Below are 26,174 nucleotides of genomic sequence, written 5' to 3'. Positions count from 1 at the left end.
TCTTACCGGCCCAGGCGCCGCAGCATGTACCAGGAAAGGAGGATGAGGGGCAGGCTCACCACCTGGGTGGCGGTGAAGAGGCCGATGCCCAGCTCGTCATTGCGGTACACGGGAAGCCACAAGGGGTTCAGCCGGAAGGGCTCCTCGAGGACCGAGCGGAGCACGCTGTACCAGAGGATGAAGCTCCAGAAGGCGTACCCGTAAAAAGGCTTTTTGCGAAGCCAGTAGTAGGAGAGGGGCAGGAGGATGAGGCCCACCAGGGCCCCGTAGATCTGGGTGAGGTGCACGGGGCCCCGGAGAAGTTCCGCGCACCGGTACACCTGGGAGATGTCCTCTATGCCGGGGCAGATTCCCGGGAAGCCCTTGGCCCACTCCGGCCAGGTGAAGCCGATGGGCAAGGAGGTGAGGCGCCCCACGGTATCCGAGCCATTCATCAGGTTCCCGATCCTGCCGGCGATGATGCCCAAGGCCACCCCCGGGGTGGCGGCGTCCAGGTAGGGCCAGAGGGGGTAGCCCTTTCGCTTATGGAAGTAGAAGAAGACCAAAGCCCCGCCCAGAATGGCCCCGTGGAAGGAGAGGCCTCCGTGCCAGATGTACAGGACCTCTATGGGGTTTTGCAGGAAGTAGCCCGGGGAGGTGAGCACGTAGCCCAGCCGGGCCCCCACCACCCCGAAGATGACCGCAAAGAAGGCCACCACCTCAAACTTCTCCGCATCCAACCCCCAGGCCCTAAGCCTGCGCTTGGCCAGCTCGAAGCCGATGAAGATGGCCAGGGTCAGGAGGAAGCCGTACCACTGGATGCGCAAGGGGCCGATTTGGATCATGGTGGGGTTCATGCCTCACCTCCCTTGGACTCCTGCCAGCGCGCCACAAGGGCCAGCAGCTCTTTCTCCCCAAAGGCTCCTTCCAAAAGCACCGCTTCCCCCAGGAGGAGCACGGGTACCCGGAAGGTGTAGAGGCGGAAAAGCCCGGGGTCTTGGTCCACATCCCGGCGCACATAGGGTATTCCCAGGGTCCAGAGGGCCCTTTCCGCCTTCTCGCAAAGGCCGCACCCCTCGCGGGTGACGAAGACCAGGTCCATGGGGAAAGCATACCTTGCTCTGGGGTAGTACCGCCGGGGGCCCCTAACCTGGTTTGGCCAGGTGGGGATGGCATCAGAAGATGGCCCGGATCACCAGGATCCCCATGGCCACGTGGACGATCGCCTTGGCCACCACGCCCCCCATGAGGCCCACCAGGGTGCCCCAGGCCGCCCGAAGGGCCTCCTCGGGTTTCCGCCCCGAAAGGTACTCAAAGAGCCAGGCCAGCACAAAGGGGAGCACCAAAACCCCCACCACTCCCAGAAAGAGGCCCAAAACCCCGCCCAAAAACGCTCCCCATAGCCCTGCCCGCCCCGCCCCGTACCTTCTGGCCCCCAGGAGGGTGGCGAGGTTGTCCAGGCTCATGGCCAGAAGGGCCAGGACGCCCAGGGCCAGCCACAGGCCCAGGGAAAGCTCCCGGAAGCCCACCAGGGCCTCATGGAGGAGGGCGGCCGCCAGGATCAGGAGGGTGGCGGGGACGAAGGGCACCAGGGTGAGGAGCACCCCCGCCCCCCAGAGGACCACGAAGAGCCAGTCGGCGAAGGCATCCACGAAAAAAGCCTAGGGTGGGGTTTCATGAGAAGGAAAAGGACATCCGCCCTGAGGCAGGGCCTTAAGCTCTAGGCGAGGAGGCGGGTATGGACTTTGGCCTACCCAAGGAGCAAGGCGTGGTCAAGACCCAACCCCCCTTCGGGGAGGTGCGGGAGGGACGGGTGGCCCTTACCCCCCAGGGGGTGCGGGAGCTGGTGGAGAGGGGCCACCGGGTCTATGTGGAGCGGGGGGCGGGAGAACGGGCGGGCTTCCCCGATGGGGCCTACGAGGAGGCCGGGGCCCGGTTGGTGAGCCGGGAGGAAGCCTTTGGCCGTGGGGAGGTGGTCTTGAAGGTGGGAAGGCCCACCCTCGAGGAGATCGCCCTGCTCCGACCCGGAGCCACCATCATGGCCTTCATGCACCTGGCGGTGGCGGAATCCTCCCTGGTGGAGGCCATGGCGGAAAAGGGTTTGACCGCCATCGGCTACGAACTCATCGGAGCCGGGGGGAGGCGCCCCGTGCTCAAGGCCATGAGCGAGATCGCAGGCCGCCTGGCCCCCCAGATCGCCGGGAGGCTTCTGGAGGCCCCCTTTGGTCCCGGGGTGCTTCTTTCCGGGCTGCCGGGGATTCCCCCTGCGGATGTGGTCATCCTGGGGGCGGGGGTTTTGGGAAGGGCGGCGGCCCGCGCCTTTTTGGGAATGGGGGCCTCGGTCTACCTCCTGGACAAGGAGCTTTCCGCCCTGGAGGAAGCCTCCAAGGAGGCCAAGGGGGCGGTTACCGCCCTCATCACCCAAAGCCGGCTGGAGCGGTACGCCGCCTTTGCCGACGTCCTGGTGGGAGCGGTGGCGGTGCCTGGGGAGAGGGCCCCCCTCCTCCTAAGCCGGGCCCTGCTTTCCCGCATGCGCCCGGGGGCCGTGCTCCTGGATTTCGCCATCGACCAGGGGGGAATTGCGGAAACCAGCCGGGTGGGGGTGTACCAGGAGATGGGCATCACCCACTTCTGCCTCCCCAACGTTCCCGCCCTGGTGCCCCGTACCAGCAGCCACGCCCTCACCGCCACCCTTTTGCCCTTTCTCCTAGAGGTGGAGGAGGATCCCTTGGGGGTTCCCGAGCTCCGGCAAGGGGCTTACCTCCTCCTGGGCCAGAAAGGAGGCCACCTGGAATGAGCTACCGCAAGAAGCTGACTTCCCCCGAGGATGCCGTCACCCTCATCCGATCCGGGATGCGGGTCTTCGTTTCCGGAAACGCCGCCACCCCTACCCCCATCCTGAAGGCCCTGGCCGCCCGCAAGGAGGAGCTGGAGAACGTGGAACTCGTCCACCTCTTGCAGATGGGGGAGGATCCCTTTGCCTCCCCGGAGATGGAGGGGCACTTCCGGCGCCGCTCCCTCTTCGTGGGGCCCACCGACCGGGAGGCGGTGAACCAGGGCCGGGCCGACTACGTGCCCATCATGCTCCACCAGGTGCCCTGGCTTTTCAAAAGGCGCATCCTTCCCCTGGATGCCGCCATCGTCCAGGTTTCCCCGCCCGACGAGCACGGCTTCTGCTCCCTGGGGGTGGAGGTGATCGCCACCAAGGCGGCCCTCGAGGCGGCCCCCATCGTGATCGCCATGGTGAACCCCAGGATGCCGAGAACCCTGGGGGATACCTTCGTCCACGTCTCCCGCTTCACCGCCATCGTGGAGCTGGACTGGCCCCTGCCCGAGCTGAAGCGGGAGGGCTTTGGCGAGGTGGAGCGGAGGATCGGGGAGCACGTGGCGAGCCTCATTGAGGATGGGGCCACCTTGCAGATGGGCATCGGGGCCATTCCCGATGCCGTGCTGGCCAGCCTCGAGGGCAGGCGGGACTTAGGCATCCACACGGAGATGATCTCCGACGGGGTTCTGGAGGCCTTTGAAAAGGGCCTCATCACAGGGGCCAGGAAGACCCTTCACCCTGGCAAGGTGGTCGGCACCTTTGTCCTGGGCTCGGAACGGCTCTACCGCTTCGTCCACGACAACCCCCTCTTTGAACTCCACCCCGCGGACTACGTGAACGATCCCTTTGTGGTGGCCCAGAACCGCAAGATGGTGGCCATCAACTCCGCCATCGAGGTGGACCTTACCGGCCAGGTGGTGGCGGACTCCATCGGCACCCGCATCTACTCGGGCTTCGGCGGTCAGCTGGACTTCATCCGTGGGGCGGCGAGGAGCGAGGGGGGCAAGCCCATCATCGCCCTGCCCTCCACCGCCAAGGGGCAAAGCCGTATCGTTCCCTACCTGAAGCCAGGGGCCGGGGTGGTCACCACCCGGGCCGATGTGCACTACGTGGTCACCGAGTGGGGCATCGCCGAACTCTTCGGCCGCTCCCTAAGGGAGAGGGCCCTGGCCCTCATTGAGGTGGCCCACCCCGACTTCCGGGAGGAGCTTTTGAAAGCGGCGTGGGAGAGGAGGCTTCTGCCCAGGGTTTATCCGGGCATCGACCTGGGGCCTAAGGGTTCTGGCTAGGAAGGCGTTGCCCTAGGTTTTCCTGGTTGTTTGGGGCCTAGCGGCCTTGACAAGTGGGGGGATGAGGCTCCTAAATAGGGGGCGATGCCGAGCAAGAGCCGGCCCGAGGGGGCGCGAAAGGCGACCAAAGGACGAGAGAAAGGCTTGAAAGATACCCAGCGCGCGAGCCCTGCGTCATCGGCCAGCCTGGATGCCGACCGGGCCGGGACTCCCCGGGAGGGAGGGATTTCCACCCTGGTGGTGGTGGAATCCCCCGCCAAGGCCAGGAGCATCCAGAAGATGTTGGGGCCCGGCTATGAGGTGCGGGCGAGTTTGGGGCACGTGGCCGACCTGCCGGAACGAGAGCTCGGGGTGGATGTGGAGCGGGACTTCGCCCCCACCTACGAGATAAAAAAGGACAAGAAGCCCGTGGTGGAGGCGTTGAAGCGGGCTGCTGAGGGCAAGCGCCTTCTCATCGCCACCGACCCTGACCGGGAGGGGGAGGCCATCGGCTGGCATGTGGCGAGGCTTCTGGGCCGCGATCCCAGGGAGCCTCTAAGGGTGGAGTTCCACGAGATCACGCCCAGGGTGGTGCGGCAGGCGGTGCAAAACCCTAGGCCCATAGACCAGAACCTGGTGGATGCCCAGCAGGCCCGGAGGGTCCTGGATCGTCTGGTGGGCTATAACCTCTCTCCTCTCCTTTCCCTGGAGTTCCGCAAGCGGGCCCTCTCCGCGGGAAGGGTCCAGAGCGTGGCCCTACGGCTGGTGGTGGAGCGGGAGGAGGAGATCGAGGCCTTCCGCCCGGAGGAGTACTGGACCTTGGAGGGGGTTTTCACCCTGGGCCAGGACCGAACCCTTCCCGCAAGCCTCTATGAGGTGGAGGGCAAGCGGCTATGGGCCGGCCAGGGGGAGAAGGAGGGGAAGCTCCACCTGGCGAACGAGGCCCAGGCCCAGGCCTTGGCCGAGGAGGTCAAGGGCCGGTCCTACCGCGTGGTCCAGGTGGAGACCAAGGAGCGCCGCAAATCTCCCCCGCCTCCTTTCACCACCTCCACCTTGCAGCAGGCGGCCAGCAGCCGTCTAGGCTACACGGCAAGCCGCACCATGCGCATCGCCCAGCGCCTCTACGAGGGCGTGGATCTTCCCGAAGGGACGGTGGGCCTCATCACCTACATGCGCACCGACTCGGTGCGGGTTTCCCCGGAGGCCTTGCAAGCGGCCCGGGAGGTCATTCAAAGGATCTTTGGCCTCGAGTACCTGCCGGAAGGCCCCAGGGTTTACCGGAACCGCAAGGAGGGGGTGCAGGACGCCCACGAGGCCATCCGCCCCACCGACGTGCGGCGCACTCCCGATAGCGTGAGGAAGTACCTTTCCGACGAGGAGTATCGCCTTTACGACCTCATTTGGCGGCGCTTTGTCGCCAGCCAGATGCGGGATGCCCTCTACGACCAGACGGTGGTGCTTCTCAAAGATGAGGGGGAGAAGCCCCGTTTCACCTTCCGCGCCTCGGGCTCGGTGCTTAAGTTTGAGGGGTACCTGAAGGCCTGGGGGCGGGGGGATGAAGGGGGGGTGGCGCAAGCGGTAAATGAGGGGCAAGAGGCGGAGGCGGAACCCCCCTTGCCCCTGGTGGCGGAGGGCACAGGGGCGGAGCTTTTGGAGGTCAAGACCCAGCAACACTTTACCGAGCCCCCGCCCCGGTACACGGACGCCACCTTGGTGAAGACCATGGAGGAGCTCGGCATCGGGCGTCCCTCCACCTACGCCCCCACCCTGGAAACCCTGGAAAAGCGGGGGTATGTGGTGCGCAAGGGGCGTACCCTGCTGCCCACCCCCCTGGGTCGTCAGGTGACCCACTACCTTAAGGAGCGCTTCCCTCAGGTGGTGGCCTACGAGTTCACCGCCCGCATGGAGGATCGCCTGGACCAGGTGGAGGAAGGGAAAGCCCCCTGGCCCAAGGTGGTTTGGGAGTTCTACGAGCCCTTTCTGGGGGAACTTTCCCAGGTGCCCAAGAAGACCTGTCCCCGGTGCGGGAGGCCTTTGGAGCTAAAGGTAAGCCGCTTCGGCCAGTTTCTGGGGTGCACGGGCTACCCGGAGTGCACCTACACCGAGCCTTTGGAGAGGAAAAAGGAGGCCGAGCCCATCGGGGAGGCTTGCCCCAAGTGCGGAAGACCCCTGGTGCGCAAGGAGGGCCGGTATGGCAGCTTCATCGCCTGCTCCGGCTACCCCGAGTGCGATTACACCCGGGACGATGGCGAGCCCACGGGGCATACTTGCCCCAAGTGCGGAAGCCAGGTCCTCGAGAAGCGAAGCCGCCGGGGTAAGCCCTACTACAAGTGCGAGAACAACGCCTGCGATTTCCTATCCTTCTACCCCCTCTTGGACCAGACCTGCCCTTCCTGCGGCTGGCCCTTGGTGAAGAAGGGGGAAGGAGCCTGCATGAACCCTGCCTGCCCGGTTCATGACCCCAAGCTGATTCCTCCTCCCAAAGCTTCCAGCCGGGCTGCCTCCCCGTCAGGGGATTCGGCTTCCAGGGGCAGGAGGTCCTCCCGCCGCAAGGCCGCTAGGGCGGGAGAAAGCCGCACTGGGGCGAAGGCCAAGGCGAAGGTTCAGGAACCTTCCCCACCCAAACCCCCCAAGGACTGGGAGGAGCTGAAACCCTTCCTTGGGGAACTCACCCCGGAAGAGCGCCAGGCGGCGGAGGCCTTGGCCCTTGGGGAAGTCCTTTCCCCGGAAGCGGCCAAGCTGGCCCAGCGGGCCATCTTCAAGCTACGCATGAAGAAGGGCCGCGCCAGGAAGGAGGCGGTTACCTGATGGAAAGCTTCAAGCTTCATCTCCTGCGCCTGGCCCGGGAGGGGAAGGTGGAGGTGCCCGGCGTGCCGGTGCGGGGTTATACCCTGGTGGGGGAAGAAGAACGCCAGGATAGGGCCTTTTACCTGGTTCTGGAGGGGGAACTGGTCATTGACCTGCCCCAAGGCCAGTACCTGCACCTGAAAAGGGGGGAGGCCGCCCGGGTTACGGAGCCCCACCGCCTTGTGCCGGTGGAGCGGGCGGTGCTTCTGGAGGTGGGGTAGGCCCCACCAGGTACACGGCACCCCAGGGCCTGTACACGCTCACCACCTTGCTCTCCCGCACCCGGCCGTCCCGGTAGCGCACGGTGCGCCTTACCTCCACCCTGGCCCCCTCGGCGGCGAAGTCCACCTGTTTGCGCACGCCAGGGGACAAGGAGGGGTCCGGGATCTCCCGGGGGGGTAAGGGAGGCTTTCTGTCGGAGATGAAGGGACCTTCCCAGCGCACCTCCCGGTCCTTGGTGCCGAAGAGGTGAAAGCGGAGCCGGGTGCCCACCACGGAGCGCTGCACCAGGATGTGCCCCGGGGTGTCGTTCACCGCCTTGAGGTCCTTGTAAGGCTGGATCACCGCGGCGTCCAGGCCCGTGGGCTTGTAGTAGGCCACCTGGTAGCTGTGGGCGTGGCGCTCCTTTATGGGTAGCCCGGCCAGGAAAAACGCCCGGAACAAGGTGGTGGAAACCTGGCAGACCCCGCCCCCCACCCCCTGCTCCGTGCGGTCCCCCACGATGACGAAGGCTTCCTTGTATCCTTCTTCCTCGGTGATGGGCCCCAGGGCCTGGTTGAAGGAGAAGGTGCCCGGGGGGATCAAGAGGCCGTCCAGCTTGCTGGAGGCAAGGAGCAGGTTGTGGGTACGCTCCCGGCTGGAACCCCGGAAGTCCGTTTCCCCGGTGGCCAGGTGCTCCCGGATTCCCAGGGCGTAGAGGTCCTTGAGGCTTGGGTTGGGCGGGAGGTAGCGCACGGGCAGGCGGAAGCTTTTGCGCCCGTTGGCCAGAGCCTCGCGATAGGCGGCCAGAACCTCGGCCTCGTCAAAGGCGAGCCCTTTTTTCTCCACCCCCCGCCAGCGCCCATCCTGCAGGATGAAGCGGGGCCTTTTGGGTTCACGGGCCAGCTTTTTGATGAGGACTCTCAGCTCCTTCTCCGTGGCCACAGGATAGGGTTGGCTACCTACATAGCTGAGAATCTGACCATCTTCAATGACGTCCTCTTCCAGGACCAGGATGGCGGTGATAGGGGAGGAATCAGGGGTGGTGCTACCCTGGGCCAGGGCAAGGCCCAGGGCCAGCGTCCAGGCGAATCGCCGAAGCATGGGGGCAATCTATCACGTGTTCTGTTAAAGGTCTGTGAAAAGCCCCACCACCCGGTACAGGGCTTCCTCCTCCTCTTGGGAGAGGTAGCGGGCCTGTCCTACGGGGAGGTCCCCTAGGGTGAGGGGGCCCAGGGAGAGCCGCTTCAGGTAGAGGACACGGTTCCCTCGAGCCTGGAACATGCGCTTTACCTGGTGAAAGCGCCCTTCCCTCAGGACCAGCTCCACCCGGGTGGGGTCTTGGTCCCAGGAGAGCTCCGCGGGAAGAAGCCGCGTGCCCTCTAGAACCAGGCCCTCTCTAAAGGCCTCCTGGTCCTCCCTTGTGGCGGGGCGTTCCAGATGGACCAGGTAGCGCTTTTCCACCTTGTGCCGGGGATGGGTGAGGCGGTGGAGAAGCTCGCCGTCGGTGGTGAAGAGGAGAAGCCCTTCCGTGTCCTTGTCCAGGCGGCCCACCGGGGAGAGGTCCCGGGTGGGAAAGCCTTCCAGGAGAGCGTAGACCGAAGGGCCTTCCCTCCGGCTGGTCACGTACCCCGCCGGCTTGTGCAGGAGGATGTGGTGGTGGCACCGCAAGACAAGGGGTTCACCGTCCACCTCGAGGCGGGCACCTGGGGGCACGTGAAAGGCTGGGTCCCTGATCACCCGGCCTTCCACCTGCACCTGGCCGCTTCGCACCAGGCGGGCCACCTCCTTGCGGCTTCCTAGGCCCAGGTGGGCGAGGAGCTTGTCGAGCCTTTCCCCCCTCATAGCTCCAAGGCTCCTTCCAGCCACCACAGGGCCCCCTTGGCCATGGCCTGGGCGAACTCCTCCGGGGTTAGGCCCTTGGCCTCCACCCGCCCGGGGTTGAGGCCTTGGAGGAAGAGGAAGCGCTCTAAGGGGTCTTTCGGCAGATGGGGGGAGACCACCAGGAGGTCTATGTCGCTTTCCAGGTTGAAGCTACCCCGGGCTACCGAGCCATAAAGGTAAACCCGGGCCTCTCCCAGGGTTGCCCGCACCCTTGTGGCGTAGGCTTGGGCCTCTTCCAGGAGGGCCTCCCAGGCGGCCATTCGCAGCCTAAGGGCTTCCGAGGCCACGCCAAACCTCCTCTGCCCATTTCAGAACGCCCTCGGCTGCCCTTAGGGCCTCCTCAGCCCGGGCCCGCGTGTAGTACTCGTAGGGGCTTCCTTCGGGGTAGGCATCGGGATAGCGGGCGGGAATGTAATGGGCGTCTAAGGTGCGCGCCTTTTCTTCCAAGGCTTCGGGGACCTCATGGCCCGCTTCCTTCAGCGCCTGGAGCAGGCGGATCAGGGCGTGACCAAAGGCGGGCTGTCCTAGTCCCCGTAGCAGGCCCTTAAGGGCGTATTCCCCTGCCTGGTGGGCCTTAAAGCTGGCCCAGTCGTAGTCCCCTTCCTCCAGGTCCCGCTTCCCAGAGGCCAGGGTATGCTGGGCTTGCGCGTGCCATCTTGCCCATTCCTCCCAGTCCAGGGGTGCCATCCTCTTTATTCTAAAGGACATGAGGCTTTACCAGGAGGACAGCTACGCCACCCGCTTCCAGGCCCGGGTGGTGCGGGCTTGGAGCGATGAGCAGGGCCACCATGTCGTGCTTTCTCAAACCCTCTTTTACCCGGAGTCCGGGGGGCAACCTGCGGACACGGGCGTGCTGAAAGGGGAGTTTGGCCAGGTGCGGGTGCTTTACGTCTTTGAGGAAGCCAAGGCCTTCGGGGATGTGGTGCACCGTGTGGACGGCCCTATCCCCGAGGGAGCGGAGGTGGAGGGAGAGATCGACTGGAACCGGCGGTTTCGACACATGCAGCGCCACACCGCCCAGCACATTCTTTCCCAGGCCCTCCTCAGGGCCGGGGGGTACCACACCATCGCCGTGAGCCTGGATAGCCCGGTTTCCACCGTGGACCTCGAGGAGGAAGTGGAGGAGGCCAAGCTCCAGGAGGCGGAGGCCCTGGCCAACTTCGCCGTGTACGCGGACTACCCCATAGAGGCCTTTTGGGTTTCTGAGGAGGAGCTTGCCCGTTACCCTTTAAGGCGGCCTCCCAAGGTTCAGGGCCAGGTGCGCCTGGTGCGGATCGGGGACTTTGACCTGGCGGCCTGCGGGGGCACCCACCTGAGGACCAGTGCCCAGGCGGGCCCCATCAAGGTCCTGAAGTGGGAGCGGTACAAGGGGGGAAGCCGGGTGTACTTCATGGCGGGGTGGGAGGCTTTGGAGGACTACCATGCCAAGCACGCCCTGCTTTCCCGCCTGGCCCTTTCCTTCTCCACCAGCCCCCTGGAGCTGGAAAAACCGGTGCGTCGGCTTCAGGAAGAGGTGTACGCCCTAAAGGGCGAGAACCTGGAGCTTAAGGAGGCTTTGGTGGAGGCCCTCCTGCCCCGGGCCCTCGAGGAGCGGGTGCTCCTGGTGCCGGCTCCCGTCCTGGGGGACCTGGCCAAGAGGCTTCTTTCCTGGAGCGAGAAGACCTTTTTGCTCCTTTCCCCCGAGGGTCGCTTCGCCGCCCTGGGCCCCGGCCGGCAGGAGGTTTTGGAAAGGCTTAAGGCCCTTGGGGCCAAGGGCGGGGGAAAGGAGGTGGTCCAGGGAAGCCTGCCCAAGGAAAAGGTGGCCGCGGCCTTGGATCCAAGCCTCGTAAGCTAAGGCCATGGGGCTTTTTGAGGGAAAGGGAATCCTGGTGACGGGAGCGGCCCGGGGTATCGGCCGGGCCATCGCCCGGGCCTTCGCCCGGGAAGGGGCCCTGGTGGCCCTTTGCGATCTGCATCCCGTGGGGCGGGGGGTGGCGGAGGAGATCGGAGGCTTCTTCGTGCAGGCGGACCTGGCCGAGGAAAGGGACCGGGTGCGCTTCGTGGAGGAGGCAGCCCATGCCCTGGGGCGGGTGGACGTACTGGTCAATAACGCAGCCATCAGCGCCCCAGGGTCGGCCCTGACCGTGAAGCTCCCCGAGTGGCGAAGGGTTCTGGAGGTGAACCTCACCGCTCCCATGCACCTCTCCGCCCTGGCGGCCAGGGAGATGGCCAAGGTGGGCGGGGGGGCCATCGTGAACGTGGCCAGTGTCCAGGCGCTTTTCGCCGAGCAGGAAAACGCCGCTTACAACGCCTCCAAGGGAGGGCTGGTCAACCTCACCCGTTCCCTGGCCCTGGACCTGGCTCCCTTGGGCATCCGGGTGAACGCCGTGGCCCCGGGGGCCATTGCCACGGAGGCGGTACTGGAGGCCATCGCTCTTTCCGAGGACCCGGAGAGGACCCGCCGGGACTGGGAGGACCTTCACGCCCTGAGGAGGCTGGGCCAGCCCGAGGAAGTGGCGGAGGCAGTGCTTTTCCTGGCCTCGGAGAAGGCCAGCTTCATCACCGGGGCCATTCTGGTGGTGGACGGGGGGATGACGGCCAGCTTCATGATGGCGGGTAGGCCAGTGTAGCGCCGCCCCACCCTGGTTTTGCCAGGGTGGGGGGCGGGGGCCCGGCCAATCCCTGGCCCGTGCTATTTAGACTTTTACCGATATGGCGAAAAAGGGCATCACGTGGCGTGGTCCTTGTAGGGCTCTCCCCGCAGGTCGGAGATCAAGTGGATGGCCACGTAGGCTCCGTCCCCTGCGCTCACGATGGCGTGTCCCGGCACCTTGCCCCGGGCCACCCCAGCGGCGTAGACCCTGGGATAGCTGGTACGGCCAGCCTCGTCGGTTTCTATGTGGACTCCCTTGCGGGTAAGGCCCAGGAGGGAGGGCAGGGTGGGGTCTTTGTGGGTGCAAAGGAGAAGCCTTTCCGCTTCCACCACGCCCTCCTCGGTTTCCACTTCAAAGACCCCTCCCAGGTCCCGCACTCCCTTGACCACGCCCCTTTGGATCTCTGCCCCGTAGCGGCGGGCGTGCTCTTTTAGCCTCTCTAGAAGCTCCTTGCCCGAGGGTTCGTCCAGCAGGCCAGGGTAGTTGGGGACCCGGCTTACCTGGGCGATCTTGGAATGGCCCCCGTCCAGCACCAGGACCTTAAGCCCGGCCCTGGCGAGGAAAAGGGCCGCGGAAAGACCCGAGGGGCCGCCGCCTACCACGAGAACGTCCCACATACCTTTTAGAGTATATGGGTCGGGAACGGAGGAGAGAAGGCAAGGTATAATCGGCGGCGCATGATCTTGGACGACCGCTACCCGGTGCTGGAGACCCTCGAGGAGAAGGAGGGGATCACCCTTTATCGGGTGGAGGGCGGGGTGGTTTTCTTTTTCCAGGTGCGCACCCCCGAGGACAAGGAGCGCTTTTACCGGTACCGGGCGGCCATCAAACGCCTAGAGGAGCTCGGGCTTGTGGAGGCGGTGGTTTCCGCAAAGCCCGGGCGCTACTACGCCTTTTTTCCGGAACGTCCCCTGGCCCGTAAGGCTCCGCCCCGGCCTGCCCTCGAGGCCCTGGCTCCCTTGGGTTTTGGCCCGGAGCATCTGGTCATGGCCGAGGAGGGGGTGGCTTACCTGTCCCCTTGGCCCTTGGGGTCTGCCCGGCGGGCCTTGGCCCGGGCTCCTTCCCGCCTCCGGCCGGGCTTTCTTAAAGCTGTTCCCTTTGGGAAGCAACTGGGGGTGGCCCCGGGTCTTCTCCTTTCCCTCCTGGGGCTATGGCTTTTTTCCCAAGGGGTTTACCGCTACTTCAACCCTCCGGAGTACGCTGTGCCGAACCTGGTGGGCAAAACCGCCCGGGAGGCCTTTCTCCTTTTGAAGGATACGGGGCTCAGGCTGGAGGTGGTGGAGGGAAACGACCCGGCCAAGCCCAAGGAGGTGGTGCTGGCCCAGGAGCCTCCACCGGGAACCCGCCTTAGGGCGGGGCGCACCGTGCGCCTCACCCTTAACCAAGCCCGGCTGAACCCTCTGCCCGAGCTCAAGGGACTTCGCCAGGAGGAGGCGGAAGCCAGGCTCTCCGAGCTGGGCTACCGCCTGGCCGGGGTGGCCCAGGTGGAAAGCCCCGAGCCCCTGGGCACGGTCCTGGCCAGCGACCCACCTCCTGGCACTCCCCTGCCTCCTGGGGCCCCGGTGCGGCTTCTGGTTTCCCGGGGTGCTTCCCTGGGTCCCACGGTGCCCCTTCCCCAGCTCACGGGTTTAAGCCAGAAGGAGGCGCTTTTCCTCCTGAACGCCATGGGCCTGCAGGTCCAGGTGGAGGAGGTGCCCTCCGGGGCTCCGCCCGGCACGGTGCTGGCCCAGGAGCCCGCCCCCGGCACCCCCATGCCCCCAGGAAGCGGGGTGCGCCTGAGGGTGGCGGCAAGGGGAGAGGTGCGGGTGGGGGCTTTGAGCCCTCTGCCTGCCCCTAAGCCCGAGGCCCGTACCGTGACCCTGGCCCTGAACCTGCCCCCGGAGGTGGAAGGACGCCAGGTGCGCCTGGTGCTGGTGGACGACCGGGGGGAGCACCTGGTTTACGAGGGGGAAGGCCGTGAGGGCCTGAGGGTTTCGGGTACCTACGAAGCGGTGGGGGAGGCCCACTTCCGCCTTTACCTGGACGGGGAGCTCTTCCAGGAGTGGGCCCCCTGAGGGTTCCCTGGATTGGGGAGGAGGGTGTGAAAGGAGGCTGGGCCGAGGACCTGGCGCTCGCCTACCTTCTTGAGCGGGGCTACCGGCTTCTTGGCCGCAACCGCCGCACCCCCTTTGGGGAGGTGGACCTGTTTCTGGAAAAGGACGGGATTTACGTGCTGGTGGAGGTCAAGCAAAGGAGCTCAGGGGCTTACGGCACGCCCTTGGAGGCCTTAACCCCCAGGAAGGTGGGGCGCCTTTTACAAAGCGCCCGTTATCTATTGGGACGGGACGATCTCCCGGTGAGGCTCGAGGCCATCCTGGTCCACGGGACTCCGAGGGCCCACCGGATAGAGCACCTGGTGTTGGAAGTGTAGGGGGAAATCCCCTTTCCCTTGGTCCTTTGGGTAAGCTTGAGGGTGTTTAGGAACCTCGAGGCCTACCTCCAAGCCCTGGAGAGGCGGGGGGAGCTCAAGCGAATAAGGGTGCCCGTTTCCAGCGAGCTGGAGATCACGGAGATTGCCGACCGCATGGTGAAAATGGGGGGTCCTGCCCTCCTTTTTGAAAGGGTGGTGGGTAAGGACTTCCCTGTGGCCATAGGCCTCTTTGGCACCCGGGAGCGCACTGCCTTCGCCCTGGGGGTTAGGGACCTGGACGAGCTTTCTGAGAAGGTGGCCCGCTTGCTGGAGTTGAGGCCGGGAAGGGGGGGGATTTCCGCCCTCATGGGCCTTCTTCCCAAGCTTCCCCTTCTTAGAGGGTTTTTCCCCAGATGGGTGGGGAGGGCCCCGGTGCAGGAGGTGATTCTCAAGGGAGAGGCAGTGGACCTCTTCCGCCTTCCCATCCTGAAGTGCTGGCCCTTGGACGGAGGGCCCTTCCTCACCCTACCCCTGGTGATCACCAAGGACCCGGAGACCGGGGAGCTCAACGTGGGCATGTACCGCATGCAGGTTCTGGACAAAAGGAGCACGGCCATGCACTGGCAGCTCCACAAGGTGGGCCGCCAGCACCTGGAAAAGGCCAGAAAGCTGGGGAAAAAGCTGGAAGTGGCCGTGGCCCTGGGGGGGGATCCCATCCTCACCTACGCCGCCACCGCCCCTTTACCCCCTCTTCCAGGGGTAAGCGAGTTCCACCTGGCGGGGTTCCTGCGGGGAGCTTCCGTGGAGCTCACCCGGGGCGTCACCGTGGACCTTCCTGTCCCCGCCGAGGCGGAGTTCGTGCTGGAGGGCTACATTGACCCGGAAGAGCCCCTGGTGGAGGAGGGTCCCTTTGGGGACCACACGGGCTTCTACACCCCCGTGGATCTCTATCCCCGCTTCCACGTGACCGCCATTACCCACCGGAAAAGGGCCATCTACCCCGCCACCATCGTGGGGGTACCTCCCATGGAGGACGCCTACCTTATCGAGGCTTCCGAGCGCCTTTTCCTGCCGCCTTTGCGCCTCATCCTCCCCGAGGTGGTGGACTACCACATGCCCCCGGAAGGGGTGGCCCACAACTGGGTGAACGTGGCCTTGCGCAAGGCCTATCCGGGCCAGGCCTACAAGGTGGCTTACGGGATGCTGGGGCTTGGGCAGATGATGTTCGCCAAGGTGATCGTGGCCGTGGATGGGGATGTTCCGGTGAGGCCGGGGTTTCAAACCCTTTTGGAAGCCCTCAAGCATGCCCTGCCTGGGCGGGATACCCTCCTCCTTCGGGGGCCTATGGATGTGCTGGACCATAGCTCAAGGAGCTTCGCCTTCGGTGGGAAGCTTCTTGTGGATGGTACCCGTAAGCTTCCCGAGGAGGGGGGGGAGGTGCCCTTCACCCCTAGGGTCCATGCCGAGCTTCCCCAAGACCCGGAGGCCCTGGCCCAAAGGCAGTGGCCGGGCATCTGGGGGATTACCTTGCGCAAGGAGAGGCCAGGCCAGGCCTTGGCCCTGGCGGAAAGGCTCCTCAAGACGCCGCAAAGCGCTGGTATACGCTTGATGCTCCTGGCAGACCACGACACCCTCCTCACCCCCGAGGAACTTCTTTGGGCTGTGCTCAACAACATAGATCCGGAGCGGGATGCCCGGGTATTGGAGGGAGTGGAGGGCCCCGTCTTGGTGCTGGACGGCACCCGCAAGCTGCCCCAGGAGGGCTTTGCCCGCACCTGGCCCGAGCGCATCCTTATGGATGCGCGGATCAAGGCCCTGGTGGACTCCCGCTGGGAGGAGTACGGCTTCTAGACGGTTCGCAGGGCCCGGTTGCGAAGGAGGGCGCTCTTGAACGCCCGGACCACTTCCCGGTCCAGGCGTCCTTGGCGCACCTCGTTTTCCAGGGCCTGCAAGGCTTCCTCGGGCCGGGCTACCTTACGGTAGGTGCGCACGCTGGTCAAGGCATCGTAGATGTCGGCGGCGGTCACCGCCTGCACCAAGAGGGGTATCTGGGTTAGGCCGTCGGGGTAGCCGGAGCCATCCAGCTTCTCGTGGTGCCAGCGCACGTAGGGTTTTAAGCGGGCGTAGGCTCGAAGGGGCCGGATGATCTCGTCCCCCTTCACTGGGTGCTCCTGGATAAGGCGCCACTCGGGCTCCGTGAGGGTATAGTCTCCCCGGAGGATGTGGTCGGGGATACCGATCTTGCCTACGTCGTGAAGAAGCGCTCCCATGTGGAGGTCCTCGAGCTCCTCGGGCTTCGCCCCGAGCTCCTCCGCGGTCCAAAGGGCGTACTGGGCCACCCTTTCCCCGTGACCGGCGGTGTAGGCGTCCTTGGCCTCCACCGCCCGCACCAGGGCAAAAAGGGCCCTTTCCAGGTCCTCCAGCTTCTCTTGGAGTTTTCGGCGCTCCAGATGGCCCTTGACCCGAAGCCTGAGCTCCACCAAGTCCACGGGGAGCTTTAGGAAGTCGTCGGCCCCGGCCTCAATTCCCTTAAGGCGCACCTCCCGGTCCCCGTCGGCGGTGAGGAGGATGACGGGGAGCAAGGGGTCCAGGGCCTTTACCCTGCGGGTGAGCTCGAGGCCATCCATGATGGGCATGTGCAGGTCGGTGAGCACCACGTGGGGGAGGCTATCCCGAAGGAGGTCCAAGGCCTCTTGCCCGTTTCTCGCCTCCTGGACCTCCACACCTAAAGGCTCCAGGGCCCGCATGAGGAGGAGGCGCTGGATGGGTTCGTCGTCTACCAGCAACACCCTTTTTGCATGGGGGAACTGGGGGTGTTTCATAGCCTCACCCCGCTGAGTAGCTGGCCCAGAAGCCCTGGGCGGCTGCTCTCCATTTGCCCTGTGCGTTGCACCAGCCCTTTCCGCTCCAGGCGGAAGAGCTGAAAGCGCACCAGGTCCAGGGGCAGGCTGAGGGCCTTGGAGAGGCCTTCTGCGGACACCCCCTTTTCCAGGTAGGGAAGCGACTTGGCCAGAAAGCTTTCCTCCGGGAGGTGCTTCTTGGCCACCGCAGAAGCCTTGAAGATGGCCTTGGGAGGGGGGAAGTACGGGCGGTAGCGCTCCAGCTCATCCTGGAGGGTGACGGTGCTTAGAAGAACCTTCCCCACGGGCCAGTTCAAGCGCACCTTGTGCTTGGGCTTGGCGCCGGGGAGGAACTCGAAGCTGCCCTCGCGGGCTTGCAGCAAGGCTTGCAGGGTGGCTTTGGCGGCCAGGGCCTCCAGGGGCTTGCCGTGCTGGTCAATGGAGCGGATGTAGCCTGGCTTCAAGTAAACGGTGGTGGCGGGAATATCCTTCAGGTTCCAAATTTCCAGGGCCCCCTCCTTGTGGGCGAGAAGTTGGAGGAGCTCCTCGAGGGGCAGTGCATTGAGGCTTCCGAACAGGGCCATAACCCAACCTCCTGCCTTTACCCTAGAGCCCCCCTGTGAAAAGGATTTGAAAAAAGCGTATAATCCCCCCTTGTGCTGGTGCGGCCCGCTCTTCTTCCCCTTTGGCCTCCACGGCTGGTGGATCTTTTCGGCCGGGAGGGACCTTTGGTCCTCGAGGTGGGCTTTGGCGATGGGCGCTTCACCGCGGAGCTCGCCAAGGCCCATCCGGAATGGCTCATCCTGGGGGCCGAGGTCTCGGCGGCCAGCGTCCAAAGGGCTTACCGGCGCTTGCGCCGGGAAGGAATAGCGAACGTGCGCCTTTACCACGGGCAAGGCCTCTTTGCCCTGAGGAACCTGGTGCCCCCGGGGAGCCTAAAGCGGGTCATCGTCAACTTCCCCGATCCCTGGCCCAAGAAGCGGCACCAGCGGAAGCGGCTTTTGCAGGAGGGATTTTTCCGCAGGCTTTCCACTAGGCTCATGGAGGGTGGGGACCTCCTCCTCACCACCGACCACGAGGCGTACTTCCGCTTCGCCCTGGAGGAGGCGAAACGGAGCGGGCTTTACCGGGTGGAAGTTAAGGAGCCCCCGGAGGCCCACCTGCGCACCAAGTATGCCCTCAAGTGGAAGGAGGCGGGCCGGACCTTCTTCCATGCGGTGTTCACCAAGGTGGCCGAGGATCCCACGCCTTGGCCGCCCATAAGGAGGTACGAGGTGGCCCATGCGCTGTTGAGGGGGGAATTGCCCAAGGAGCTTACCCTTGCCAAGGCTCCCGTGGCCATCCCCGGGGGGGTGGCGGTTTTTCTGGAGGTGGCCCGGGGGGAGGAAGGGTTTTACGTGCTCACCCACGTGGAGGAAGAAGATCTCACCCAGGATTTGCTTCTGGAGGTGAGGAGGAGTGCCCGCGGGCTCTATGCGGGGGTTAGCCGCTTCGGTAGCCCCCTCATCACCGAGGGGGTGAAGGAGGCGGTGCGGGCCCTGGTGCGGGAGCTCGGGAGGGTGGGCCTCGAGGTGGTCCAGGACCACACCTAGCCCACGCCCTAAAATAGCCCTATGCACGCCCATGTGATCCTGGCCGCCGGGCAGGGGACCCGCATGAAATCCCGCCTGCCCAAGGTGCTCCATCCCCTCCTGGGCAAGCCCATGCTGGCCTATGCGGTGGAAACGGCCCTGGCCCTGGAACCCCAAAGGCTGGTGGTGGTGGTGGGGCATGGAGCCAAGCAGGTGATGGAGGTCCTAAAGGCCTATCCGGTGGAGGTGGCGGTGCAGGAAGAACAGCTCGGCACCGCCCACGCCCTTTTGCAGGCGGAGGCCTTGTTAAAGGACTTTCCTGGCCCCACCCTGGTCACCCAGGGGGATACGCCCCTTCTTCGCCCGGAAACCCTAAGGGAGCTTCTGGAAAGGGTGGAGGAGGGAGCGGGGATGGCCCTCCTCACCGTGGAGCTTTCTGACCCCACCGGCTACGGCCGCATCCTGCGCCAGGGGGAGGAGATCTTAGGCAGTGTGGAGGAGAAGGATGCCTCCCCCGAGGTCAAGGCCATCCGGGAGGTGAACGCTGGGGCCTATGCCTTTGACGGCTTCCTCTTCCAGGCCCTTAAGGAGGTGCGAAACGAAAACGCCGCCCGGGAGTACTACCTCCCCGACCTCATCGCCATCTACCGGGCCAGGGGGCGGAGGGTGGTGGCGGTGAGAGGGGTGGCGGAGGAAGCCTTGGGGGTGAACACCCGGGAGGAACTCGCCCGGGTGGAGGGAGTGCTCCTTTCAGCCTTGCGCCGGGAGTGGATGCGAAAGGGAGTGCGGATGATCCTTCCCGAGAGCATCTACCTAGAGGCCAGCGTGGAGCTGGCCCCGGACGTGACCCTCTGGCCAGGGGTGGTGCTTAAGGGCAAGACCCGAATCGGCGAGGGGGCGGAGGTGGGACCCTATGCGGTCCTCGAGGACACCCTCCTGGAACCGGGGGCCCGGGTATTGGCCCACACCGTGGCCCAGGGGGCGGTGATCGGTAGGGGAGCCGACGCCGGGCCCTTCGCCCGGCTACGCCCCGGGGCCGTTCTCAGGGAGGGGGCCCACGTGGGCAACTTCGTGGAAGTGAAGAATAGCCTCCTCCACCCCGGGGTCAAGGCGGGGCACCTGGCCTATTTGGGGGATGCCGAGGTGGGGGAGGGCACCAACATCGGGGCCGGGGTCATCACCGCCAACTACGATGGCAAGCGCAAGCACAGAACCTTCATCGGCAAGGGAGCCTTTATCGGTTCCAACAGCGTGTTGGTGGCCCCGGTGCGGGTGGGGGATGGGGCCATGGTGGGGGCGGGGAGCGTGATCACCCACGATGTGCCCGAGGATGCCCTGGCCATAGCGCGGGAGAGGCAGCGGAACCTCGAGGGCTACGCCCGGCGCAAGCGGGAGGGGGACTAGGGTTTCACCTTCCTTTCAGCCCGGGTGGTAAACTGGGGGGTATGAACCTGGGCATGCCGGAAATCCTGGTGATCCTGGTGGTGGCCCTCCTCATCTTCGGGCCCAAGAAACTCCCCGAGCTCGGCCGTTCCCTGGGCCAGAGCATCCGGGAGTTCAAGCGGGGGGCCCAGGAGATCCGGGAGGAGCTGGAGAAGAGCGTGGACGTGCGGGAAGATAAGGGCCCCGAAGGGGCTAGGCTGGCTAGGGAAGATAAGGGCCCCGAAGGGGCTAGGGAGGAGCTGAGGCCCAAGCCGGTTTCTGAGGCTGCCCCCTCCAAGGCCCCTGAGGGTTCTGAACTTCAAGAGGAGCGTAAGGCTTGAAGGAAGCCCCACTGGTTGAGCACCTGGAGGAGCTCAGGGCCCGTATCCTCTGGTCCCTGGTGGCCTGGGTGGTGGGTACGGGGGTGGCCTGGAGTTTTAGGGTCCAGCTTCTGGAGTGGCTGAAGCGGCCCTTGGACCTGGCGGCCCAGCAGAACCGCATCCAGGTGAACCTCATCGTCTTGGACATCACCGAGCCCTTCTTGGTTTCCTTGAAGGTGGCGGCCTTCGGGGGGCTGGTGTTGGCCCTGCCCTTCATCGTCTACCAGGTCTGGGCCTTCATCGCCCCGGGGCTTTACGAGCACGAGAAGCGGCTGGCGGTGCCCTTCTTGCTGGGGGCTGGGTTTAGCTTCGCCTTGGGGGCCCTCTTCGCCTACTACGGCTTTTTGCCCTTCGCCATACCCTTCCTCCTGGGCTTTTTGGGTGAGGTCATCACCCCCCAGATCTCCATCGGCCGCTACATGGGCCAGGTCCTCATGATGATGGGGGTCATGGGCCTGGTCTTTGAGATGCCGGTGGTGAGCTACTTGCTGGCCCGCCTGGGGATCCTTTCCTCCGCCTTCCTGGCCCGCAACTGGCGGGTCGCCGTGGTCCTTCTCCTCAGCCTGGCGGCCCTCATCACCCCCACGGTGGACGTGGTGTCCTTGGCCATCGTCACCGGTCCTCTGTTGGTCCTGTATTGGATCTCCGTGCTGGTGGCCAGGGTGGCGGAGCGGGCCAGGCCCAGGGAGGAAGCCGCTTGACACCCCAAGGGGCTTTGCCCCATAGAATAGCCCATGGACGAGCGCATCCTGGCCCTGCGTAGGGAGGTGGACCGGGTTAACCGGGAAATCCTGCGCCTCCTCTCCGAACGGGGAAGGCTGGTGCAGGAGATCGGCCGCATCCAGACCGAGCTCGGCCTGCCCCACTACGACCCCAAGCGAGAGGAGGAGATGCTGGCCTACCTCACCGCCGAAAACCCCGGTCCCTTTCCTCCGGAAACCATCCGAAAGCTTTTCAAGGAGATCTTCAAGGCCAGCCTGGACCTCGAGGAGCGGGAGGACCAGAAGAAGTTCCTCTATTCCCGCAGGCACAAGCCCGAGCCCACCCGGGTGCGGGTGGGGGAGGTGGTCTTCGGGGAGAAGCCCCTCCTCATCGCCGGCCCCTGCTCCATCGAGTCCGAGGAGCAGATGATGGAAACCGCCCGCTTCCTTTCCGCCAAGGGAGTCAAGGTCCTAAGGGGCGGGGCCTTCAAGCCCAGGACCAGTCCCTATGGCTTCCAGGGCCTGGGGGTGGAGGGGCTAAGGATCGGTCGCAAGGCGGCGGAAGCTTTTGGCATGGTTTTCGTCACCGAGGTCATGGATACCCGGGACGTGGAGGTGGTGGCGGAGTACGCGGACATCCTCCAAATCGGGGCCCGGAACATGCAGAACTTCGCCCTCCTCAAGGAGGTGGGGCGCTCGGGTAAGCCCGTCCTTCTCAAGAGGGGGCTTTCCGCCACCATGGAGGAGTGGTTCTATGCCGCCGAGTACATCCTGAGCCAGGGCAACGAGCAGGTCATCCTGGCGGAAAGGGGAATCCGCACCTTTGAGCGCTGGACGCGGAACACCCTGGACCTCTCCGCCGTGGCCTTGGCCAAGCAGGAAACCCACCTGCCCGTGGTGGTGGATGTGACCCACGCCGCCGGGCGCACGGATCTTCTTGCCCCCCTGGCCCGGGCGGCCTTGGCGGTGGGGGCGGATGGGGTGCACGTGGAGGTCCACCCCAACCCCAAGGTGGCCCTTTCCGACAACCAACAACAGATGGACTTCCGGCAGTTTGAGGCCTTCCTGCGGGCCATACAGGACCTCCTAAGGGCGTGAATGGGCTTCTTGGATAACCTTCTGAACGCCTTCCTCAAGGCCACGGACCCCAGGCCCCGCTACACGGAGGCCCGTTGCCTCCTCTACAAGAACAGCGTGGGGGGGTGCGACCGTTGCTACCAGGCCTGTCCCAAGGGGGCGGTGCGCCTGGAAAGCTTCCGGGTGGAGCTGGACGAGGTGCTCTGCACCGGGTGCGGCCTCTGCACGGGCGTCTGCCCTGGGGTGGCCTTGGAGTACCCCTTGGGGGGCATCCAGGAGGCCTTGATCCGGGGCAGGGGGCAGATCCGCTGCTCCAAGGCGGAGGGCAAGGGGGAGGAGGTCTTGTGCCTGGGCCGCCTGACCCCGGGGCTTTTGGCGGAGGCGGGTAGCCGCTTTGGGAAGGTGGTCTTGGCCCGGGGGGATTGCGCCTCCTGTAGGATCGGGGGGCCTGCGGTGCCCGAGCACCTGGAAAGGATGGTGGAAGAGGCCCAGCGCTACCACCCCGTGGAGGTGGAGGTCGTGCAAGGGGAGCTTCCCGGGGAGAAGGTGGGGCGCAGGGAACTTTTCCAGGCCCTTTTGGGTAGCGCCAAGCGCACCGCCGCCGACCTGGTGCCCGAGCTTCCCCTTCCTGTCCCGGAGGAGGAAAAGGGCATGCCGGCGGAGCTTCGCCTGCGCCTTTTGGCGGCCAGGCGGGCTTCCGAGGTGCGCTGGCCCAGGATCCGGGTGGAGGAGGGATGCACCCTTTGCCCGGTGTGCACCAACATCTGCCCCACGGAGGCGGTCTACAGGGTGCGGGAGGGGGAGGAGTACGTCCTAAGGCTTAAGGTGGAGGCTTGCACGGGATGCGGGGCCTGTGTGGAAAGCTGCCCGCCTCAGGTGATCCGCCTCGAGGAGGCGGGTAAGGAGGAGCTTTTCCAGGAGCTGGAGCTTTACCGGGGAAGGCCTCCTTGGTACGATCTCTGAGCCTCGGGCGGGATCCGGCTGGCCAGAGGGTTTGCCCCGGGTGAACTGGCCTTTTGGGAGCTTCCCCGGGCTTTTCCCCTGGGGGGAGGGCAGGATTTCTGGGAAAAGGGCATGGCCCTCTTCCCGAAAGGATCCTGAACTTGGTATAAAGGGAGTCAAACCATGGAAGCCGACGCCATCGTGGTAGGGGGTGGACTGGCTGGACTGGTGGCGGCCACGGAGATCGCGGGGACCGGTAGGCGGGTTTTTCTCCTGGAGCAGGAGCCTTACCTGGGAGGTCAAGCCTACTGGTCCTTCGGGGGGCTTTTCCTGGTGGACTCTCCGGAGCAACGGCGTTTGGGTATCCGGGACTCCCTGGAGCTCGCTCGGGAGGACTGGTTCGGGGCGGCGGGGTTTGACAGGGAGACGGACGCATGGGGCAGGCGTTTCGCCGAGGCCTATCTGGAGTTCGCCGCCGGCGAGAAGCGGGCCTGGCTTACCTCCTTAGGAGTCCGTTTCTTCCCCGTGGTGGGCTGGGCGGAGCGCGGAGGGGGCCTTGCCCTTGGCCATGGCAACTCCGTTCCCCGCTTCCACATCGTGTGGGGGACGGGGCCGGGGCTCCTGGAGCCCTTCCTGCGGCGGGTTCAGGAATTGCAGGACAGGGGTTTGCTTAAGGTTTTTCTCCGCCATCGTGTGGAGGAGGTCCTGCTGGAGAAGGGCCGGGTGGTGGGGGTCATGGGGACTGTCCTGGAGCCGGACACCGTTCCCCGGGGGGCGCCCTCGAGCCGCAAGCCCAAGGGGGAGTTTCGCTTCCTAGCCCAGGCGGTGGTTTTGACCACGGGGGGCATGGGGGCCAACCTGGACTTGGTGCGCCGCTTCTGGCCCAGGCGCATGGGGGAACCCCCAAGGAGGATGCTTTCCGGGGTCCCGGACCACGTGGATGGGTCGGGTCTTTTCCTGGCGGAGCGGGCTGGGGCTGCCCTTGTCAACCTGGACCGCATGTGGCACTACCCCGAGGGAGTGGAGAACCACGCCCCTATTTGGAGCCACCACGGGATCCGCATCCTTCCGGGTCCCTCGGCTCTTTGGGTGGATGCCACGGGAAGGCGCCTTCCCCCGCCTTGCTTTCCCGGCTTTGATGCGCTAGAAACCTTGCGCCATCTGCGGAGCACGGGATTGGATTGGAGCTGGTTCATTTTGGATCTCAGGACCCTGGCCAAAGAGTTTGCCCTGTCCGGTTCGGAGCAGAATCCGGACCTTACCGGGAGGAGCTGGCTGGGCGTGGTGCGAAACCGGATTTTCGGTCCCTCCGGTCCGGTTAGGGCCTTTTTGCAGCGGGGCAAGGACTTCTTGGTGGATGAAACCCTTTCCGGGCTGATGCGCAAGATGGAGGCCTTGGCCCCCGGGGTCCTGGATCCCGTGCGATTGGAAAGGGAGGTGAAGGCCAGGGACCGGGAGCTTTCCAACCCCTTCTGTAAGGACGCGCAGCTTTTGGCCGTCCAGGGATTCCGGCGCTATCTGGGAGATCGGCTCTTCCGCGTGGCCAAACCCCACCCCTTCTTAGGCGGCAGGGGCGGTCCCTTGGTGGCGGTACGCCTTTGGACCCTGACCCGCAAGACCCTAGGGGGTATTCAAACCGACCTCAAGGGGCGGGCCCTTACCCTCCAAGGGGAGCCCGTGCCGGGCCTTTTTGCCGCAGGGGAGGTGGCGGGATTTGGCGGTGGAGGGATGCACGGGTATAAGGCTCTGGAGGGAACCTTTTTGGGGGGATGCCTTTTCTCTGGGCTTTTGGCCGCCAAGGGGGTGGCGGAGGAGCTAGGATAGTTCCCATGTGCTTACACCACGTGGGCATTGCGGTGGAGGACTTAGAGGAGGCCAAGGCCCGTTACGGGCTTTTGGGCTTTGGCGTGGTGGCGGAAGGGGAGGTGGCCGCCCAGGGGGTGCGGGTGGCCCTGCTCCGGGGGGAAGGGGAGACCCTTCTGGAGCTCCTCGCCCCCTTGGGGCCGGATACACCGGTGGGGCGCTTTCTGGCCAAGCGGGGTCCTGGGCTTCATCACCTGGCCTTTGCCACCTCCCGGATTGAGGAGGAGCTTGCCCGGCTGAAGGCGGCGGGGGCCAGGCTCATCGACGAGGTCCCCCGGCCGGGTTTTGGCGGGCACCGGGTGGCCTTCCTCCACCCCGGCTTTGGCCTCGGGGTGCTTTGGGAGCTGGTGGAGACGGAGGGTGCGTAGGCCAGGGTTCCGCTGGGTGCCGGCCCTCCTCGCCCTGGGGGAGATGGGGCTACTCTGGTGGCTTTCGGACCAGCCCGCCACCGGGATGGGCCTGCCCCATCCCTGGGACAAGGGTGCCCATTTCCTGGCCTACGGGCTTTTGGGCTTCCTCCTGGGGGTGGCCTTCGGGGATTTCCGTCCGGCCCTCCTCTTGGCCGCCCTCTACGGGGTGGTGGACGAGTGGCACCAAAGCCGCGTTCCCGGACGGGAGGCCTTCGGCTGGGACCTTGTGGCGGACTTCCTGGGGGCCTGTCTGGGGGCTAGGTGGGGGGGTAGATGGGGAGCTCCAGAAGCCTTCCGCCCTTGGCGGAGGCGGCCAGGAGGATGGCCTCGGCGATGAGTTCCGGGGCGATCCAGCGGCTGGGGTCGGCCTCCGGCATGGCCTTCCGGTTGGCCTCGGTATCCAGGGTACCCATCGGGTAGACGAGGAGGAAGCGCACCCCCTGCACCTCCCCCTGGAGGGAGCGGATGAGGCTGGCCAAGGCGGTCTTGGCCATGGTGTATAGGGCCCTTCCTGGGCCGGCCCCCGTCCAGGCGGGGCCGGCGGCGATGGCGGCGAAAAACCCCTCGCCTCGAGCCTCCAGGTAGGGCAGGGTGGCCCTGAGGAGGTTGAAGGTGGTGCGCAGGTTCAGGTCCAGAAGCCAGTCGTAAAGCCCGGGGTCCGAGTCCAAAAAGCGCCCGGCGGCGAACCCGCCCACGGTGTGCACCACCCCGAAAAGGGGAGCCTCCCGCTCCACGAAGCGGGCCAAGGCCTCGGCCTCCTCCAGCCGGGTGAGGTCGGCCACGAAGGTCTTGGCCCCGTAGGCCCGGGCCCGTTCCGCCATCCGTTCCTCCCGGGGGTCGGAGAGGAAAAGCCGGGCCCCGGCGCGGTGCAGGGCGGGGATCACCGCCCGGGCCAAGGCGCCCCCCGCCCCCGTGACCAAGAAGGCTTTACCCTGGAGCATGC

The 26,174-nt window shown here is 65.7% G+C and carries 28 protein-coding genes and 1 pseudogene; 18 read left to right on the top strand and 11 right to left on the bottom strand.

Annotation, left to right across the window (positions count from 1 at the left end):
• Positions 1-2 precede the first annotated feature (2 nt).
• The 3 genes from lgt to G584_RS0107810 form a co-directional block, all read right to left on the bottom strand.
• Complete coding sequence (lgt, locus tag G584_RS0107820; RefSeq protein WP_157626400.1) at positions 3-824, bottom strand: prolipoprotein diacylglyceryl transferase; 822 nt, start codon at positions 822-824, stop codon at positions 3-5.
• A gap of 8 nt (positions 825-832) precedes the next feature.
• The gene (locus tag G584_RS0107815; RefSeq protein ID WP_028494126.1) at positions 833-1,081 is read right to left on the bottom strand and encodes a glutaredoxin family protein; all 249 of its coding nucleotides are present in this window, start codon (positions 1,079-1,081) and stop codon (positions 833-835) included.
• Between the two features lie 73 nt (positions 1,082-1,154).
• Entirely contained in the window at positions 1,155-1,631 is a 477-nt protein-coding gene (locus G584_RS0107810; RefSeq protein WP_028494125.1) for a DUF456 domain-containing protein, read from the bottom strand.
• A gap of 86 nt (positions 1,632-1,717) precedes the next feature.
• Between G584_RS0107810 and G584_RS0107805 the strand changes: the two genes are divergently transcribed.
• From G584_RS0107805 to G584_RS0107790, 4 genes are all read left to right on the top strand, one after another.
• Positions 1,718-2,776, top strand: a complete 1,059-nt coding sequence (locus G584_RS0107805; protein ID WP_028494124.1) for an NAD(P)-dependent oxidoreductase — start codon at positions 1,718-1,720, stop codon at positions 2,774-2,776.
• Entirely contained in the window at positions 2,773-4,095 is a 1,323-nt protein-coding gene (locus tag G584_RS0107800; RefSeq protein WP_028494123.1) for an acetyl-CoA hydrolase/transferase family protein, read from the top strand. Before G584_RS0107805 ends, G584_RS0107800 begins: the two co-directional genes overlap by 4 nt.
• Before the next feature lie 279 nt (positions 4,096-4,374).
• Positions 4,375-6,882 (top strand): type I DNA topoisomerase, encoded by a 2,508-nt coding sequence (gene topA, locus G584_RS0107795; RefSeq protein WP_245563364.1) that lies wholly within the window; start codon positions 4,375-4,377, stop codon positions 6,880-6,882.
• Positions 6,882-7,142, top strand: coding sequence for a cupin domain-containing protein (locus tag G584_RS0107790; protein WP_028494121.1), 261 nt, complete (start codon positions 6,882-6,884; stop codon positions 7,140-7,142). The genes topA and G584_RS0107790 overlap by 1 nt, the downstream gene beginning before the upstream one ends.
• Here the strand turns inward: G584_RS0107790 and G584_RS0107785 are convergent.
• The 4 genes from G584_RS0107785 to G584_RS0107770 are packed head-to-tail and all read right to left on the bottom strand — an operon-like array spanning position 7,084 to position 9,690.
• Positions 7,084-8,223, bottom strand: a complete 1,140-nt coding sequence (locus G584_RS0107785; protein WP_028494120.1) for a VanW family protein — start codon at positions 8,221-8,223, stop codon at positions 7,084-7,086. The genes G584_RS0107790 and G584_RS0107785 overlap by 59 nt on opposite strands.
• Positions 8,224-8,247: 24 nt before the next feature.
• Positions 8,248-8,964, bottom strand: coding sequence for a pseudouridine synthase (locus G584_RS0107780; protein ID WP_028494119.1), 717 nt, complete (start codon positions 8,962-8,964; stop codon positions 8,248-8,250).
• Entirely contained in the window at positions 8,961-9,290 is a 330-nt protein-coding gene (locus G584_RS0107775; RefSeq protein ID WP_028494118.1) for a nucleotidyltransferase domain-containing protein, read from the bottom strand. Before G584_RS0107775 ends, G584_RS0107780 begins: the two co-directional genes overlap by 4 nt.
• On the bottom strand, positions 9,271-9,690 hold the full coding sequence (locus G584_RS0107770; protein ID WP_172640115.1) for a HEPN domain-containing protein: 420 nt from the start codon (positions 9,688-9,690) through the stop codon (positions 9,271-9,273). Before G584_RS0107770 ends, G584_RS0107775 begins: the two co-directional genes overlap by 20 nt.
• Before the next feature lie 19 nt (positions 9,691-9,709).
• Between G584_RS0107770 and G584_RS0107765 the strand changes: the two genes are divergently transcribed.
• Both G584_RS0107765 and G584_RS0107760 read left to right on the top strand, forming a co-directional pair.
• A complete protein-coding gene (locus tag G584_RS0107765; protein ID WP_015718160.1) occupies positions 9,710-10,837 on the top strand; it encodes an alanyl-tRNA editing protein in 1,128 nt (375 codons plus the stop codon).
• A gap of 4 nt (positions 10,838-10,841) precedes the next feature.
• A complete protein-coding gene (locus tag G584_RS0107760) occupies positions 10,842-11,612 on the top strand; it encodes an SDR family NAD(P)-dependent oxidoreductase (RefSeq protein ID WP_015718159.1) in 771 nt (256 codons plus the stop codon).
• Between the two features lie 98 nt (positions 11,613-11,710).
• Here the strand turns inward: G584_RS0107760 and G584_RS0107755 are convergent, their stop codons facing one another.
• On the bottom strand, positions 11,711-12,253 hold the full coding sequence (locus tag G584_RS0107755) for an NAD(P)/FAD-dependent oxidoreductase (RefSeq protein WP_015718158.1): 543 nt from the start codon (positions 12,251-12,253) through the stop codon (positions 11,711-11,713).
• A gap of 60 nt (positions 12,254-12,313) precedes the next feature.
• Between G584_RS0107755 and G584_RS0107750 the strand changes: the two genes are divergently transcribed.
• Genes G584_RS0107750 through G584_RS0107740 form a run of 3 tightly spaced genes read left to right on the top strand, consistent with a single transcriptional unit; the run spans position 12,314 to position 15,876 of the window.
• Positions 12,314-13,690, top strand: coding sequence for a PASTA domain-containing protein (locus G584_RS0107750; protein ID WP_028494116.1), 1,377 nt, complete (start codon positions 12,314-12,316; stop codon positions 13,688-13,690).
• A 26-nt stretch (positions 13,691-13,716) separates the two neighbouring features.
• The gene (locus G584_RS0107745) at positions 13,717-14,046 is read left to right on the top strand and encodes a YraN family protein (protein ID WP_028494115.1); all 330 of its coding nucleotides are present in this window, start codon (positions 13,717-13,719) and stop codon (positions 14,044-14,046) included.
• Positions 14,047-14,088: 42 nt separating this feature from the next.
• Complete coding sequence (locus G584_RS0107740) at positions 14,089-15,876, top strand: menaquinone biosynthesis decarboxylase (RefSeq protein WP_028494114.1); 1,788 nt, start codon at positions 14,089-14,091, stop codon at positions 15,874-15,876.
• Here G584_RS0107740 and G584_RS0107735 read toward each other — a convergent pair.
• Entirely contained in the window at positions 15,873-16,847 is a 975-nt protein-coding gene (locus G584_RS0107735; RefSeq protein WP_028494113.1) for a response regulator, read from the bottom strand. The genes G584_RS0107740 and G584_RS0107735 overlap by 4 nt on opposite strands.
• A complete protein-coding gene (locus G584_RS0107730) occupies positions 16,844-17,449 on the bottom strand; it encodes a DUF4388 domain-containing protein (RefSeq protein ID WP_028494112.1) in 606 nt (201 codons plus the stop codon). The genes G584_RS0107735 and G584_RS0107730 overlap by 4 nt, the downstream gene beginning before the upstream one ends.
• A gap of 72 nt (positions 17,450-17,521) precedes the next feature.
• Between G584_RS0107730 and trmB the strand changes: the two genes are divergently transcribed.
• The 9 genes and pseudogenes from trmB to G584_RS0107685 all read left to right on the top strand — a co-directional run bounded on the left by trmB (position 17,522) and on the right by G584_RS0107685 (position 25,568).
• Positions 17,522-18,457: a tRNA (guanosine(46)-N7)-methyltransferase TrmB gene (gene trmB, locus G584_RS0107725; protein WP_028494111.1), complete on the top strand. Its 936-nt coding sequence runs from the start codon at positions 17,522-17,524 to the stop codon at positions 18,455-18,457.
• A gap of 21 nt (positions 18,458-18,478) precedes the next feature.
• Positions 18,479-19,840 carry a bifunctional UDP-N-acetylglucosamine diphosphorylase/glucosamine-1-phosphate N-acetyltransferase GlmU gene (gene glmU / locus G584_RS0107720; protein WP_028494110.1) on the top strand — a complete coding sequence of 454 codons (1,362 nt, stop codon included), beginning with the start codon at positions 18,479-18,481 and terminating at the stop codon, positions 19,838-19,840.
• Positions 19,841-19,881: 41 nt separating this feature from the next.
• Positions 19,882-20,091: pseudogene (locus tag G584_RS12950) on the top strand (TatA/E family twin arginine-targeting protein translocase); the annotation flags it as partial.
• Between the two features lie 104 nt (positions 20,092-20,195).
• On the top strand, positions 20,196-20,939 hold the full coding sequence (tatC, locus tag G584_RS0107710) for a twin-arginine translocase subunit TatC (protein WP_028494108.1): 744 nt from the start codon (positions 20,196-20,198) through the stop codon (positions 20,937-20,939).
• 33 nt (positions 20,940-20,972) lie between these two features.
• Complete coding sequence (locus G584_RS0107705; protein WP_028494107.1) at positions 20,973-22,037, top strand: bifunctional 3-deoxy-7-phosphoheptulonate synthase/chorismate mutase; 1,065 nt, start codon at positions 20,973-20,975, stop codon at positions 22,035-22,037.
• A complete protein-coding gene (locus G584_RS0107700) occupies positions 22,038-22,979 on the top strand; it encodes a 4Fe-4S dicluster domain-containing protein (protein WP_028494106.1) in 942 nt (313 codons plus the stop codon). It abuts the gene before it with no gap.
• A gap of 162 nt (positions 22,980-23,141) precedes the next feature.
• Positions 23,142-24,782: an FAD-binding dehydrogenase gene (locus G584_RS0107695; RefSeq protein WP_028494105.1), complete on the top strand. Its 1,641-nt coding sequence runs from the start codon at positions 23,142-23,144 to the stop codon at positions 24,780-24,782.
• 5 nt (positions 24,783-24,787) lie between these two features.
• Positions 24,788-25,189, top strand: a complete 402-nt coding sequence (mce, locus tag G584_RS0107690) for a methylmalonyl-CoA epimerase (protein WP_028494104.1) — start codon at positions 24,788-24,790, stop codon at positions 25,187-25,189.
• A 43-nt stretch (positions 25,190-25,232) separates the two neighbouring features.
• Positions 25,233-25,568: a VanZ family protein gene (locus tag G584_RS0107685; RefSeq protein ID WP_049775676.1), complete on the top strand. Its 336-nt coding sequence runs from the start codon at positions 25,233-25,235 to the stop codon at positions 25,566-25,568.
• Here G584_RS0107685 and G584_RS0107680 read toward each other — a convergent pair.
• Complete coding sequence (locus G584_RS0107680; protein ID WP_028494102.1) at positions 25,489-26,172, bottom strand: SDR family oxidoreductase; 684 nt, start codon at positions 26,170-26,172, stop codon at positions 25,489-25,491. The two genes, G584_RS0107685 and G584_RS0107680, sit on opposite strands and share 80 nt — an antisense overlap.
• Between the last annotated feature and the right edge of the window lie 2 nt (positions 26,173-26,174).

The sequence above is a fragment of the Thermus antranikianii DSM 12462 genome (assembly GCF_000423905.1).
GTDB lineage: Bacteria > Deinococcota > Deinococci > Deinococcales > Thermaceae > Thermus > Thermus antranikianii.
This window is presented reverse-complemented; position numbering and strand designations above follow the sequence as displayed.

Bases quoted from the DNA above. Each gene is read 5' to 3' on its own strand.
- G584_RS0107705 (WP_028494107.1), top strand. From the start codon at position 20,973: ATGGACGAGCGCATCCTGGCCCTGCGTAGGGAGGTGGACCGGGTTAAC.
- G584_RS0107800 (WP_028494123.1), top strand. From the start codon at position 2,773: ATGAGCTACCGCAAGAAGCTGACTTCCCCCGAGGATGCCGTCACCCTC.
- G584_RS0107730 (WP_028494112.1), bottom strand. From the start codon at position 17,449: ATGGCCCTGTTCGGAAGCCTCAATGCACTGCCCCTCGAGGAGCTCCTC.
- glmU (WP_028494110.1), top strand. From the start codon at position 18,479: ATGCACGCCCATGTGATCCTGGCCGCCGGGCAGGGGACCCGCATGAAA.
- G584_RS0107750 (WP_028494116.1), top strand. From the start codon at position 12,314: ATGATCTTGGACGACCGCTACCCGGTGCTGGAGACCCTCGAGGAGAAG.
- lgt (WP_157626400.1), bottom strand. From the start codon at position 824: ATGATCCAAATCGGCCCCTTGCGCATCCAGTGGTACGGCTTCCTCCTG.
- G584_RS0107700 (WP_028494106.1), top strand. From the start codon at position 22,038: ATGGGCTTCTTGGATAACCTTCTGAACGCCTTCCTCAAGGCCACGGAC.
- G584_RS0107760 (WP_015718159.1), top strand. From the start codon at position 10,842: ATGGGGCTTTTTGAGGGAAAGGGAATCCTGGTGACGGGAGCGGCCCGG.
- G584_RS0107765 (WP_015718160.1), top strand. From the start codon at position 9,710: ATGAGGCTTTACCAGGAGGACAGCTACGCCACCCGCTTCCAGGCCCGG.
- G584_RS0107785 (WP_028494120.1), bottom strand. From the start codon at position 8,223: ATGCTTCGGCGATTCGCCTGGACGCTGGCCCTGGGCCTTGCCCTGGCC.
- G584_RS0107685 (WP_049775676.1), top strand. From the start codon at position 25,233: ATGGGGCTACTCTGGTGGCTTTCGGACCAGCCCGCCACCGGGATGGGC.
- G584_RS0107815 (WP_028494126.1), bottom strand. From the start codon at position 1,081: ATGGACCTGGTCTTCGTCACCCGCGAGGGGTGCGGCCTTTGCGAGAAG.
- G584_RS0107695 (WP_028494105.1), top strand. From the start codon at position 23,142: ATGGAAGCCGACGCCATCGTGGTAGGGGGTGGACTGGCTGGACTGGTG.
- G584_RS0107680 (WP_028494102.1), bottom strand. From the start codon at position 26,172: ATGCTCCAGGGTAAAGCCTTCTTGGTCACGGGGGCGGGGGGCGCCTTG.
- G584_RS0107790 (WP_028494121.1), top strand. From the start codon at position 6,882: ATGGAAAGCTTCAAGCTTCATCTCCTGCGCCTGGCCCGGGAGGGGAAG.
- mce (WP_028494104.1), top strand. From the start codon at position 24,788: ATGTGCTTACACCACGTGGGCATTGCGGTGGAGGACTTAGAGGAGGCC.
- G584_RS0107735 (WP_028494113.1), bottom strand. From the start codon at position 16,847: ATGAAACACCCCCAGTTCCCCCATGCAAAAAGGGTGTTGCTGGTAGAC.
- G584_RS0107805 (WP_028494124.1), top strand. From the start codon at position 1,718: ATGGACTTTGGCCTACCCAAGGAGCAAGGCGTGGTCAAGACCCAACCC.
- topA (WP_245563364.1), top strand. From the start codon at position 4,375: ATGTTGGGGCCCGGCTATGAGGTGCGGGCGAGTTTGGGGCACGTGGCC.
- G584_RS0107755 (WP_015718158.1), bottom strand. From the start codon at position 12,253: ATGTGGGACGTTCTCGTGGTAGGCGGCGGCCCCTCGGGTCTTTCCGCG.
- G584_RS0107780 (WP_028494119.1), bottom strand. From the start codon at position 8,964: ATGAGGGGGGAAAGGCTCGACAAGCTCCTCGCCCACCTGGGCCTAGGA.
- G584_RS0107770 (WP_172640115.1), bottom strand. From the start codon at position 9,690: ATGGCACCCCTGGACTGGGAGGAATGGGCAAGATGGCACGCGCAAGCC.